Annotated in this window: 10 protein-coding genes; all 10 read right to left on the reverse strand. The window is 43.0% G+C overall.

What is annotated here, in order from left to right:
- Window positions 1–26 precede the first annotated feature (26 nt).
- Window positions 27–1,151, reverse strand: a complete 1,125-nt coding sequence (locus GF401_16665; protein MBD3346690.1) for an ATP-binding cassette domain-containing protein — start codon at window positions 1,149–1,151, stop codon at window positions 27–29.
- A gap of 10 nt (window positions 1,152–1,161) precedes the next feature.
- The gene (locus tag GF401_16670; GenBank protein MBD3346691.1) at window positions 1,162–2,007 is read right to left on the reverse strand and encodes an ABC transporter permease subunit; all 846 of its coding nucleotides are present in this window, start codon (window positions 2,005–2,007) and stop codon (window positions 1,162–1,164) included.
- Between the two features lie 2 nt (window positions 2,008–2,009).
- A complete protein-coding gene (locus GF401_16675; GenBank protein ID MBD3346692.1) occupies window positions 2,010–2,894 on the reverse strand; it encodes an ABC transporter permease subunit in 885 nt (294 codons plus the stop codon).
- Window positions 2,895–2,923: 29 nt separating this feature from the next.
- Entirely contained in the window at window positions 2,924–4,456 is a 1,533-nt protein-coding gene (locus tag GF401_16680) for an extracellular solute-binding protein (GenBank protein ID MBD3346693.1), read from the reverse strand.
- 224 nt (window positions 4,457–4,680) lie between these two features.
- Complete coding sequence (locus GF401_16685) at window positions 4,681–5,979, reverse strand: hypothetical protein (protein ID MBD3346694.1); 1,299 nt, start codon at window positions 5,977–5,979, stop codon at window positions 4,681–4,683.
- A 56-nt stretch (window positions 5,980–6,035) separates the two neighbouring features.
- Window positions 6,036–7,334 (reverse strand): AgmX/PglI C-terminal domain-containing protein, encoded by a 1,299-nt coding sequence (locus tag GF401_16690; GenBank protein ID MBD3346695.1) that lies wholly within the window; start codon window positions 7,332–7,334, stop codon window positions 6,036–6,038.
- 2 nt (window positions 7,335–7,336) lie between these two features.
- The gene (locus GF401_16695; protein MBD3346696.1) at window positions 7,337–7,840 is read right to left on the reverse strand and encodes a biopolymer transporter ExbD; all 504 of its coding nucleotides are present in this window, start codon (window positions 7,838–7,840) and stop codon (window positions 7,337–7,339) included.
- 58 nt (window positions 7,841–7,898) lie between these two features.
- Window positions 7,899–8,693 carry a hypothetical protein gene (locus GF401_16700; protein MBD3346697.1) on the reverse strand — a complete coding sequence of 265 codons (795 nt, stop codon included), beginning with the start codon at window positions 8,691–8,693 and terminating at the stop codon, window positions 7,899–7,901.
- A 48-nt stretch (window positions 8,694–8,741) separates the two neighbouring features.
- Window positions 8,742–9,368, reverse strand: coding sequence for a MotA/TolQ/ExbB proton channel family protein (locus GF401_16705; protein ID MBD3346698.1), 627 nt, complete (start codon window positions 9,366–9,368; stop codon window positions 8,742–8,744).
- 113 nt (window positions 9,369–9,481) lie between these two features.
- The gene (locus GF401_16710) at window positions 9,482–13,132 is read right to left on the reverse strand and encodes a tetratricopeptide repeat protein (GenBank protein ID MBD3346699.1); all 3,651 of its coding nucleotides are present in this window, start codon (window positions 13,130–13,132) and stop codon (window positions 9,482–9,484) included.
- Between the last annotated feature and the right edge of the window lie 317 nt (window positions 13,133–13,449).

The raw sequence follows: 13,449 nt of genomic DNA on the forward strand, positions 1-13,449 counted from the left end.
ATTTTTATTGACACACCATGGAATAATTATTCAACGAAATCCGAATCAAAAATATTTACCTGCTTTTCAATATCAAAAAGATGAACCCTTCTTCCATCAACAAACACATTAACTTTCTGATTAAGTTGTATGTCTGCTTCCCGGGTAATCAGAAATCGCAATGTAACATCATTTTCCGATTTACCGACAATCAAACTACGGTCGCCGAGTGATTCAATAAGCTCGACAGTCATATAAAAGGAAGTATCCGAATACCGCCTGGCTGCCCGATGTTCAAGATAGGAGATATTCTGCGGTCGAATGCCCACCTTTACCGGTCGATTCATAAACGAGACCGCTTTTTCTGCCCGTTGACGATCAAGCGCTAAAAAGCCGATCTGTGTCTCCACGCCGATATGGCTATCCTTTTCTGCAACAGTTCCATCGATAAAATTCATTACCGGACTGCCTATAAACCGGGCGGAAAACATGGTTTTCGGATGATCGTATACCAGACGAGGTTCGTCATATTGCTCAAGGACTCCTCTGCAAAGGAGTGCTATGCGTTCACTCATTGTCATTGCTTCAACCTGATTGTGTGTTACATAAATGATTGTCTTTCCTACCTGCTGATGAATCCGTTTGAGTTCTTCCATGGCCATTTCACGTAAGGCAGCATCAAGATTGCTCAAGGGTTCATCCAGCAACAAAACCTCAGGATCAAGTACAAGCGCCCGGGCCAGCGCCACCCGTTGACGCTGCCCTCCCGATATCTCTTTGGGATACCGGTTTTCAAGGTCCCGCAGCCCAAGCATAGAAACTGCCCACTGAAGTTTCTCCTCAAGTTTTTCGGGTGTCGCTTTTTTAATTTTCAGACCAAAAAGGATATTTGATCTGACAGTCATGTGTGGAAACAACGCATAGCTCTGAAATACCATGGCAATTCGCCGCTCCTGAGGAGGAATGGTATTATATCTCCTGTTGTTGATTAGCAAATCGCCCTTGTCGATACTTTCAAGCCCCGCTATCATTCGTAAGAGGGTTGTTTTTCCACACCCCGATGGTCCCAGAAGAGTAATAAACTCACCATCTTTAACCTCGAGACTGAGATTGTCGATGATCCTGCGATCATTTAATTTTTTGGAAATATTTTTAAGAACAACATCGGCCATAATTGTAACTTTATTTAATAGCCCCGGTTGTTATCCCTGCGCTCATATGCTTTTGCAGCATCAGAGAAAAGATAATAACCGGCAAAGAAAGACATATAGAAATAGTTGCCAGAAGATTCTGCGGCGGAGCATAGGCTAGTTTCTGTTTTAAATACAGTGTCAGTGTTGATATCCTGCCCAGACCAAGCAAAAAATAGGCAAATATGAATTCATCCCACGATAATAAAAACGTATATATCGCCGCAGCAGTCAAACCCGGAATTGCAAGAGGCAACAGGATTTTTATAAAAATCTGAAATCGATTAGCCCCCATGACCATCGCCTGATGTTCAAGGTCCCAGGGAATCGGCTCAAAAGCGCTCGCTCCAATAAAGATCACATAGGGCAGTGCAAGAAGGGTATGTGCCAGAACAACGCCCCAATAGGTATTATGTGCTCCGATTTTAATGAAAAATTCGGTAATCGGAATTACCGATGCTATGTCGGGAAAAAGACGAACCGATATTAAGCCAACCAGCAAAACTTCCCTGAGAGGAATTTTATACCTTCCCAGAATGTAGGAAGCCGGTACTCCAAGAAGCATCGACAAAACCACGGTAGAAAAAGCGATAATGAGACTGTTCATCACCACCCCGTAAAAACGGCCATCCGAAAACAGATAAAGAAAGTTTCTGAATGTTGGTTCATAAGGCCATAGAGGTATCGGTTCTCCGGCGGTATTGATACTTGAAATATCACTGATTGAATACTTGAACAGCAGATAAAGGGGAGCTATAATCATTAAAAGAACAAGAATCAGAGCACCTAGCCAGCAGGCCTTCCGCAATTTCGATGATGCAATGTATGGTATGGCCATATCTACCTCCGCAAAATTCTTTTGTTAAGTTCGGCCAGCAATATCAGTACAAGACTTGTAAGAATAATGCATGCTACAAGAACCAGTGCAACAACTGCAGCTTTATCGGTATACCCCCAATTATTATATAATGATTCTATCAATGTACCCAAAAGATTTTGTTGGCCGCCAAGTACAAAGGGAAAGATAAACTCTTTCCACATTTCTATTGATCTCAATAAGACAACAGCCGACATCGAAGGGAGTATCAATGGAAGAACGACTCGCCGAAGCTGCTGTCTGAATCCCGCACCCATTGTACGGGCCGCATCGAAAAGCTCAGGGTCGATTGAATTAAGACCGGCAAGTATTATCAGCATCGAAATAGGCATGTCCCGCCATACTTTTCCCATTAGTGAAACTCCCAGAGCAAATACTTTTGCTCCCCGCCAGTTTACGGGAGATTGAATCAATTGAGGGAATGCGGCATATTTGCCTAAAAGCAGATGGTTGATATGTCCCCCCGGATAATCGAACAGAATATAAAGTATAATTGCGGTAACAAGAGCCGGTATTGCAAGGGGGATGAGCATAAAACTTCGGATAAAATCGCGGAGAAAAAAAGTTTTATACAGCAAAAGCGCCAAAAAAAGACCGACTATCAATTCCAATGGTGTTCCTACAACAACAAAGAGAAAAGTATTTAAAAGCGATTCTCTGAATTCTTCCATTTGAAAAACAGCCGAATATGTTTTTACGGTAGGAAAAGTTCCGGATGCAGTATGGGAAAAACTTAAGCCTAACAAATAGACAAGAACAATGATTAAAAAACCCAGGAGATAAAGGGATGCCGGTATAATCGGCCATATCTCCTGGATTTTCGATAACTTGAGATTACTACGGGACATTATAATTCGACAACCGAATCAAAGGCTGATCATTTAACCTGGCCCTTCCCCAACAGTTTGTCCTGACGATCTGCAAAGTCGCTTGCAAGACGCATTTTCATTGTCGACAAATCCATTGCGCCCTCTTCCTGAGCATCATATTCAACGCTAAGTGTATACCAGGCGTCAACATACAACTGGGCCAATTGTGAATACTGCCGGATCAATGGTACGGTCGTTAATTCATTGATTTTTATCTGTTCTACCGACACTTTAAAGATATCACCAACCCAGCCTTCTTCAAATACATTCGGCAGGTTCATGAGAATATCTTTGCGCACAGGAATCATACCGAATTTTGAGCTTTCCTTGGCCTGGATTTCTTTGCTTGTCATGAATCTGATAAACGAATACGCCAGTTCTTTGTGGGGTGATGTTTCGGGTATTCCCCACCACCATCCACCGGTCGATATTTCACGAGACCCTTCGTACAGAGGATGGCCATTCTTGTCCAATGCAAAAGAAAGCGCCTTTGGCACAACAACAAATCCCATATCTTCGGGATCCGCCATGTATCCAGGCATACCGGGATCATCTTCCCATCCATGGACATTAAAAAGATCAATCTGCTGCAAATAGGCAAGAAACACCTTTCCATCCTTGATACCATTATAAATGTCGGAACCTTTCCATTTATCCTGCCACATACTGAAATTGTAGATCCCCTTTTTAACCAGAACATTCTCCCAGAGAAACGTTTCTGCACATTTATCAGAGGTTAAATCTAAGATCTCATCTTTTGTGGCGCCCAATTGAAGCGCACGATCCATAAGGAATAATGCGGTGCCGCCATATTTCGCGCCGCGATGAGCCATACGAGCCATTTTAACGCCATTATACTCCTCATTCGCCCATATGGACCCGACTGTATATAGATCATAAAAATCCCAGTCTCTCGGATTCTCTTCCAGAGTGTAGCCGGCAGGAAGACCAAATCCATTTAAAGAATTAAGTTCTTTATTGATCCGATGTTTGTGAGTTTCAAACTTGGAAACAGCATCGTTAACCATGGATTTGCGATAAAAAAGCACTCTTGTTTCCAGTTTTCTGGGCAGATAATAAGGGACACTATTAACATAACCCAATCCACTGGCCAACTGATGATATTCCGCCATATTCTGCATCACTATAGCAGAATCTTTAATTTTTCTGAGATCCTCCATTAATCCTTTTGAAGCCAGCACTCTGGTCATTTCAAAAGGAGTTTTTACCACACAGATTTCAGGATTCTTTTTTCCGCTTTCAAGTTTGAGCAGACGTTCAATATCCCATTCATTATCAAAAGTCGCGATATTTATTTTGCAGTTGTTTTCTCTTTCGAATTCGGGCAAGATTTCTTCTCTCAAGAATCTTTCCTGAGCCGGCATCATCCGCAAAAGAACCGTCATCGTTGGTGTTTCGCCTTTCCTAGGGCCGCAACCAACCATAAACATTGTTGCTGCCGCCAAAATACATACCATCGTGGAAAAACGCATAAATCCTCCTCGTAAAAAATGGAATTTATAATATTTTCTATATTTCATTTGGGAATATTTTCACTCCCGTGAAAATAACTCAGGCTTATTTCAGCAATAAAGATAATTTTTTTCAGGTGCAATAACTATCATTTTTGTCGTTTTTTTATGCATATCGACAATTTCAGAGGTTGCTAAAATTCTTTCTCGATTTTGAAATATCAGGCGGATAAAAAAAAGACGGATAGAAGGAAACCTTCCACCCGTCCGAATTTTCATCAAAACTGATATGCTTAGAAACTGAATGTAAAAGTAAATCGCGTTTGTAAATGGTGCTGTGGTCCGCTGATAAGGTTTGTAAAAGTATACAGTATATCATCGGCAAGAACACAATCCACTCTCAGTCGATTTTCGATATTCAAGCCGATTCCGAATCCTGCAAAATCATCATCGGATGCATCGGCTTCAGCATTCTGTTCCCAGTAACCTCTGTCTTCTCCCTGTTCGGTGACATAGAGGAGTTTTTTCATCACACCGCCGCGAAGAAGGAGCCAGTCCCAGACAATATTCCGTTCGAATCCGAAACCGATTCGTCCGCCGAAACCGGTGGATGTTTCACCGATTGCTCTCTTTTCTCTATCTTCATAGATAAATTCAGCTCCAGCCCATCCAAATCCTTTATCAACATTGATATTAACCCCAAATCCGAGGGCAACCTGGAGCTGGTAGAAAAGATTCAGATCGGCATATTTAATACCAAGATGAGGGACGAAATCCCCATTGAGAACAGTAAGGGCGGAAAAGAGACGAACATCTCCCCTTGCCATAATGTTGTTTTCTTCTTCGAATACGGCAAGCGTATCCAGCGTACCGCTCCCTGTACTGTAAATTCCTAAAACGGTGTCTTTCACATCACCAACCGCATTAACCACACCAATACCACCGGAGACTTCCATGTCGATCGATTTGGCAAGCGGCCAGTTAAGACCAAGGTTGACACGGTACAGAGAAGTACGCATGTCCTCGTCTTCTTTGTCATTCTGAAAGGCAAGATAGGTACCGATACCCAACATGCCGCCATTCTTAAGAGCATATCCAGCCAACACATCGAATTTCCCGACCGGCTCGGGTAAATTGATATTATTATACGCCCGGTTGCTGTCTCTTAACGCTTCCGTCATATAAGCATCTTGGAATTCATCCGAAAAGGGGGTGATATATTCAAGCATCTCATCGTGCCGGTTTAGCGCAACTCCCAGTGAAAACATGGGATACTGGCTTCCCGATTCTGCCGATTGATTAAATGAATAGGAGATGACCCCGCCACCCCATGGACGAATGGGATCGCGATTTGTTCTTCGTAATGCAGCAAATTCGTCCTCGGAGCTTTTTTCCTCCTCGGTCTGCGCATAATACCCCATAGATGCCATCATCATATTCGGATAGATACTGACATTGGCGGGATTTCTGAAGATGCTGTAATCATCCATAAAGAAAGCATCATGCCTTCCCAGTGCGATTATCCTCGCATCAGTTGCAAAACTTGTTGTGACAAACCCCAATAACAGAAAGCATGCTAGGAGTCTCTTCATACTACCTCCATGAAAGATAGGGAACAGAGTAATGACCGCTCACAATGTATAACAAATCATTGAGAGAAAACAAATGGATAGACGACTTCAGTAACATCACCTGGTTTATCGATTTTTCCAAACGCCCACCTTTTAACTTTTGAAACAATCGTATTCTCCAGTGTAGGATCGTTTATTGTTGTTCCGACGACCTTACAGAAGATAACTTTTCCAAACTCGTCTATAGCAAATTTTACAGTTATCTTACCTTTAAGTCCAGGTTTTTCTCTAAGTCTTTTGTTATAGGCATATCGGAGTGCGGCAAGGTTCTGCATAACGACTCGTCTGATGCTCGCCATGCTTCTGCCGCCGGTCATAGCTCCACCCTTGACAAATTTGGGTGCGGAGATTTTGAGCGCTCCCCGTTTTTTCAAACCGAGATCGCCGCCTTCGCCACCCATCAGGCTTCCAACCAGATCGTCGATTCCGCCGCCACCGCCGCCGAATCCACTTCCATATCCTGCTCCATATCCAATACCGGCAGCGCCTTTTCTTCCGACACCACCACTACCGCCGGCCTTCAGACCGCCGACACCCTGAAGAATAGCATCGATCCCGGATGCAAAGCCACCTTTACCGAACACATCGGCTGAAGCAACTGTTTTTCCTTTTATCTGTCCGGAGATAATACCCAGAACGCCTTTCTTGGTAACCCGGGCACGAGGATCTCCTCCACCACCCGTACGACCGCCAGCGCCCTTTTTACTGGTCTTCTTGAGCTTCTTCTTGTCTGATTTAATCTCTTCTTTTTTCTTGTCTTCTTTCTTCTCGACAAGCGTTTCCGGCAATTCTTTAACAAGCTTGGCTACTCGCTCCTCCGGAATTTTCTCGAAAAAGTCGGTTGCCACTTTGACAATCTCACGAGTGCTCAGCCAGACACCGAAAATTATGCCGAAAATCATACTGACAATCTCAAGATTTCTTAATCGACTGTCTTTTTCTACTTTGAATATATCACTACGTTGAGCAAGCTGTGCAGTATATTCGGCTTCGTTTAGAACCCTTCCCTGTTCCTCCTCATCCTCATCATAGTCGTCACCGTCACCTGATAATGACGGCGGAGGAGGTGGAGGTGGGGGGGGCGCAGCAGCTACCGCAAGCTTCTCAAGCTCCATTTCTGCTCCAACTGCCTCGAATTGTTGCTTCAATTTCATGGCCTCGGTTTCATCGGCTTCCTTCTTTACACATACAGTTTTCTGCATTAAAGCGGCAGCCACAACTGTAGCACTACTCCCGGACCATTTGGCAACTTCATCGGCAATTTTTGCAGCCCGTTCAGGATCTACACATTTTTTTATTAGAACCTTGTACTTCACGGCTAGCTCTCCCTTTCCATAACTGCAAAATTCATTTTGTTGTATCCGACTTTGCCGCAGGTAGTCATAACCTTATAGAGTATGTCAAATTCAATGTTTTTGTCAACCTGAATAATGACTTTGCCCTCGACCTGATTCAAGGCTCCCAATCGAACCATTTCCTCCTCAGAGGCATAATGTCCTTTTAATGCTTCTTCAAGCTTGGGTTCCACAGGAACGGGATTATCAAGGGGTATATTCTTCACATCCTCGGTCGGTACTGTCGGCACATTGTCGACAAGTATCATATCATTGGTTACCGCAAGCTGAAGATTTACTTCTTTCGGTCTTTTTTTGGACACCGAATTCGGCAACACAAGATTATCCGCATTTGTGAGAATAGCTCCCTCAGCAGCAAATTGCTTTAAAAGGAAGACTACAAGAATCGTAAACATGTCCATCATGGACGTGATCTGCAGTCCCGCCTTTTTATTTGTCTTTTTACCTCTACCTCGTTGTTTAGCCATACAAACCTCTCTGGTTGGCAATAAATACGTCTTTCCCGGGTTTTATGCCAAAAGCCAATTACGCTCTCAATTTTGCAATAGAGATATTCGGAAATTCGGCTTCCCGAGCAGCATCCATGATCTGTATGATTTTATCATACAAGACCTGGTTTTCTGCAGCAATAATAATATCCTCCCCATCCTCTGCATCCTTAAACCGTTCTTTCACTTTTGAGAGACGGTTCTTGAGTTGATCATAAACCGACATGGGTTTCAGCTCAAACTCTGCAGGATTACTGACAATAATCAGCCTTCGAGGAGTGCTGAGAGCATAGACAGAATCTCCGGGTTGTACCTGCTCAATTGGAACGCCGTCAAGATCTGTTACCATTTCGCCATATTGTGTATAGAGGGTTTTCTTTACATCCTGGTAACCTTCATCGCACGCATACAGATAAATGTCGTAACGTTCATAAATCTCAAGCGGCCTTCCGGTTTTGGGGTGCTTCGGAGGCTCCGGATCAGACGGATCGTAACTTACCGTTAATTCGATACCGTCATCTTTTGTAATATAATGATGGTATTCTTTATAAAACAACGATGGCAGAAAACCACCCTTTGCACCAAGGGTGAGTACCGAATCGGTAATGATAGCGGTCAAAAGAAGTTTTTCTTCATCTTCTTTCGGCCGTTGTTTAACCGTCTTCTGAGTCTGAGAGCCTCGTCCTTTAGGAAGATTGATATCAATAATTGATATCTTGGCAAATTCCGCCTGAAGAAGCAGAATAGGAACAAGCACAACCATCAAACACATAAACGGCTGCAGGTTTACATCTTCAGTCTTGTCTGCTTGTTTTTCCACTCTCTTAGCCATGGGCTACATCCTTTTCTAGTCAGTTTCCAATCAGACAAATGTCCCTTATTATTCTTCAATTAAATTGATAAGTTTTGCTGTTTTCTCGTCAAGCTCTTCAATAACCTTATCGGATTTTGCACTGATAATTCCATGCGCAAAAATTGTCGGTACTGCCACCAGCAGTCCAAAGAGGGTTGTGGACATGGCAATTGAAATACCTGTAGCAAGAGCCTGTGCGCGCTGAGCAGCTGGAACATTCGCAACAGCATCAAAAGCAACCATCAGACCATAAATCGTACCAGTCAGTCCAAGAAGGGTTGCCAGGTTTGCAAGAGTATTCAGCATTGGAACAAACCGTATAATTTTAGGTGTTTCCGTCAGAAAAACCTCATCAAGCGCCTTTTGAACGGCCTTTTGACTTTTTCCACGATTTTCCAGTATAGTAGTAATTCCCTTGGCAAGGGGTGTTTTGACCGAATTAGCATATTTAATAGCCTTTTCGTAGTCGCCTGCCTTGAGATACTTTGCAATTCCCGACATAAAAGTAGCACTCCCTGTTCCGCATTTCAGGAACAAATACCAAACCCTCTCAATCACTAAAGCAAGAATCGCGAAAGCGACAAGAAGGATAATCCACATCATTAAAGATCCAGATGTTTTGAAACCACTGATGATGAAATTGAGAAGCTGCATCACCAACTCCTTTCTGAGTAAAACGGTTTAATTGATGAAAATGTTACAAGTCGTGATTAAAAAGTTCCTCCGTGTTGAAAATGCCTCTCCTTTCTAATCAATAAAATATCTTTTTATCGACGTTTTCTCCTTTTTCTTCGCTTTTTCTTTTTATCCGTGTCATTTTCAATATCTTCGGAATTATCTTCGGTATTAGACTGATTTTCCACACTTGCCAGCCCCTTTTCTTCCGAAGCTTGTTCCATCTGCCCCTGAGGCATTGATTGCTGGGTCGAATCTTTCGGTGCCGGCTTCCATTCGACAATTTCTTTTGTTAACCACTCGGAAGTCGGATCGATTATCCTGATTCGTGCCTTGATACTGTCGTTCCATACGCTCTGGGAGATTCCCAATTGAGAAGCAAGCTCCATTGCTTCATAATACTTGGGCAGCGCAGCATCCATAGCCTCAAGACGTTTCTCCTCAAGAAGCTCTTTGTAAGCACGCTTTTCTTCATCGGACAAGCCCCGCGGAATAGGAGAATTAGCAAACAACTCACCAACTTCTTCAAAGAGCCGCCCTCTCCGATATCCCATTTCCATGAATCTGTTTATTGAGGAATCAACATAGGAACCGGAAATATTCTGTTCATGGGCCTTCTCAATATTCCACTGATATTTTTCTGCTGCCTTGACATAGTATTTTTCCAATTTCATGATAATTTTTATTTGAGCAGCAATCTTCTCGTCCGCCCGGCGGGTGAATATTTTCTGGTTCTTTTCCGCATCGGCGAAATCAATAAACAGTTCACCAATCTGATACGTAGAACGAAGCACCCACTCCTCAACACCGGTTCCAACAGCTTTTGCATACTGCTTGAGAGCCTTTTCAAGAACTTTGGCCTTTTCTTTTATTGCCTTTTTCACATCACGCTCACGGGAACCGGTCAGTTGAATGCCATTAAACTCTTTGGAATAAATATCTCCAAGCCGATAATGAGCGCGGGCAATACTTCCTACGCTGAAATCACCCTTGTCTTTGAATTTGTCGTAAAGTGCAGTTGCACTTAAATAGCTGTTTTCAGCATTTTTCATCTCTCCCAGCTTGAAATAGGCATCGCCAGCATTGATTAATGCCTCTATCTGCTTGCCCTTGTTTGAGAACTTCTTTGCAAAATCAGAAAACGCTTCGGCGGCTGCACTATAGTTACCTGCCTTCTCATGGCAAATACCGATAGAAAAACTCGCGTCTTCAGAAAATTCCGACTTAGGATACTTTTCTGCAAGAATATGATAAGCCTTGATTGCCCGACCGTAAAGTTTTCCCTTTTCCAGAATCAAGGCACCCTTATAGAGCGCCTGCGGAGTTTTGGGGTCATCGGCATACCGCTCAAATACAATCTCATACATTTTTCCAGCCATATCATGATTGTCGATTTTCTCGTAACATTCCGATGCACTCGCCAGCGTTGGTATAGCAAATTCTGCGTTGGTAATGGTATTGGCGGCCTTTAGGTATACATTTGCGGCGAGTTCCCATTTTTCCTGTTTTTCGTAATTTGATGCAGCCCGCACAAATGCTTTTTCCCGAAGAGTCGATTTGGGGAATTTAACCGGAAGCTCTTCAAAAGTTGCCGCAGCAAGCTCATTACTTTTTGCTTCCTCATAGCAAACCGCAGCTTCAAACCACCCACGATCAGCGACTTTACTCTTTGGAAATTCACTTAAAATCGACTTATAAACATCAGCCGCTCCCATGTAATTACCGGCCTTTTCCATCTCTTCGGCTTTCTGATATATTGTTGCTGCGCCAAGATCGATAACTTCCTGGTAATCCTTTGTTTTGGGATCGGTCCGAGACAGAAGTTCTTTATACTTTCTCAATGCCAGATCATATTCGCCGGAACTCGCATAGCTCTTCGCAAGCATTCTGAAAGACTTGTCGGCAAACTTCGATGTTGCATAAGTATCGATTATAAATTTAAAATCGGCAATTGCCTTATCATATGCTTTGGCCATATAATGGATATTTCCACCCAAATACGCCACTTCAGCCGCATTACTGCTTCCAGGAAACAATTTTTGGTATTCACTGATAAACTGAAGCATCTTCTGCGTTTCCGGCAAAGCGTAGGCCTGACCATCACTCAGCCCATCCATAGCAATCTTCTTCTTTCTTAACCTGTCTAAAGCCGCGATAGCATTATATCCTGCGTCAGCCTGAGAAATGGCTTTGGCGCCCCCCTTTTCAGCTTCCATTCTCGCTTTCTCATATTCCTTGGGGTCATCATATAAAAGACTGTCGACATCAATCCGGTATTCTGGATATTTCGACAAATCTTCGGTGGCAACATACCAGTAATAATCAACAGCATTTCCAAACTCCTGAAGACTATTGTATACTTCTGCACAATTGTACTTATACTCGTAGACTTTCCACTTATCATCAGGAAATTTCTTGAAGAATTCTTCATACCTGGCAAGGGCTTTTTCATAAAGAGACTTATCTTTTTTCTGCTGCGCTTCGGAATGATAGTACAAGCAGATATTACCAAGAGCCTTTTTGACATGCCCCCGGGCTTTATCGATAATCACCCGTTCATTTGAATTTTTTGAATACCATTCACTTCCGGGCTGATAATAATCAACCAGTTTCTCCCGTTCCTGATTGGCCCGTTCATGCTCCTTTTTAACAACATAACATTCAATCAGCTTATGCTGTGCAATAGGAGCATCTTTGTAGTAAGGATAATTTTTCAGCGCTGTCTGAAGAGCAATAATAGCGTCATCGAACTGGCCATGGTCTCTGTTTTTCATACCTATGGTATAAATAATGTAATCTTCATAAGGTCTGCTGCCGATTTTTTTAAAGAATTGGATAGCTTCAGTGGCTCCGTTCGGCATATCTGAGAAAGAAATGGCCATAAACTCGAGCGCCTCACCACGAAATTCCTGTTTGACATACTCTCCGGCATCACATCGTTCGACATATTCAAAAAAGAGCTGAACCGCTTTATCGAACTCGGCCATATTGTAATACAATTCGGCTTTTCGGTAATGGGCCATCTCCCACACTTCAATTTTAACTTCCTCTTTCTTAACCTTTTCAAAGCATTTCAAAGCCTTTGAATTGTGCTGGTTCATATAAGCAAAATCGCCAAGACGGAACCATGCAGCAGAGGCACGAATACTATTAGGTGTATTTTCCACGATTTGTCTGAAATGATGCTCGGATTTATCGAGCTCACCGGCCAGAAGGAGAATATTACCTATTTGATAGTTTGCCTCATCGGTTTTCTTGAATTGAGGATACTTTTCAACTAACTGACCATACATGTCGAGAGCCTCTGAATAATCGGGAATTGGGTTTACGGGTTGGTCTCCACGAGCGCCGCTTGATTCCCACCGATCCATGGCTTCTTCGTACTCTCTTCTATTTACGATATACCTGTCACGAGCACGGTCATAGTACATCGTAGCCAATTCAAACATGATATCGGCACACCGTTCGCTCTTCTTGTCGGCACACTGTTTGGCAAGAAGTCCTTCAAACCGTGTGATATTCTGTTCAAGCGTCCCCTTATCAACACGCTTGCTGGTTTGAGACCGCTGAGCGTTGTTTTGCATCTTGAACTTCTGCTCCTGAAGCTTCCTCAGCTTTTCTTGCAGTTCTCTCTTTTTTCTTTCTACATCTCTTTGGGCAAATGTAGGACTCGAAGCACCAAGCATGAATGTGAAACATGCGGTGAGGACAATGATTACTGTAGATCTTTTTTGTAGGAACATGGTGTTACATCCCCCAGAATTATTATTTATTCGCTTAATCTTATCTCCAATTTAGCCTTTGCACAGTGCCTTCGCACATCCTGATAAAGGCACTATGCCAAAATATATTATGATATTTCTTTCAGCAAACAACTTTATCAGCAAAATCGCATTTTTTTTTAAGAGCCTTTTTCGCCTACTCTATTTCCTGGAGTTCTTCCTGAAGTTTCTTGATTTCATCATCGAGTTCTTCGGCCTTTTCCCGTTCCTTCTGAATAGCCCGTTCTTCATGCGACGTACCCATCAGGCTTACCACTTTTGCAAGGGCATACTCGGCA

Source organism: Chitinivibrionales bacterium (assembly GCA_014728215.1).
In the GTDB taxonomy this organism is placed as follows: Bacteria; Fibrobacterota; Chitinivibrionia; order Chitinivibrionales; family WJKA01; genus WJKA01.

Bases quoted from the DNA above. Each gene is read 5' to 3' on its own strand.
- GF401_16710 (MBD3346699.1), bottom strand. From the start codon at position 13,132: ATGTTCCTACAAAAAAGATCTACAGTAATCATTGTCCTCACCGCATGT.
- GF401_16700 (MBD3346697.1), bottom strand. From the start codon at position 8,693: ATGGCTAAGAGAGTGGAAAAACAAGCAGACAAGACTGAAGATGTAAAC.
- GF401_16675 (MBD3346692.1), bottom strand. From the start codon at position 2,894: ATGTCCCGTAGTAATCTCAAGTTATCGAAAATCCAGGAGATATGGCCG.
- GF401_16680 (MBD3346693.1), bottom strand. From the start codon at position 4,456: ATGAAATATAGAAAATATTATAAATTCCATTTTTTACGAGGAGGATTT.
- GF401_16665 (MBD3346690.1), bottom strand. From the start codon at position 1,151: ATGGCCGATGTTGTTCTTAAAAATATTTCCAAAAAATTAAATGATCGC.
- GF401_16685 (MBD3346694.1), bottom strand. From the start codon at position 5,979: ATGAAGAGACTCCTAGCATGCTTTCTGTTATTGGGGTTTGTCACAACA.
- GF401_16695 (MBD3346696.1), bottom strand. From the start codon at position 7,840: ATGGCTAAACAACGAGGTAGAGGTAAAAAGACAAATAAAAAGGCGGGA.
- GF401_16705 (MBD3346698.1), bottom strand. From the start codon at position 9,368: ATGCAGCTTCTCAATTTCATCATCAGTGGTTTCAAAACATCTGGATCT.
- GF401_16670 (MBD3346691.1), bottom strand. From the start codon at position 2,007: ATGGCCATACCATACATTGCATCATCGAAATTGCGGAAGGCCTGCTGG.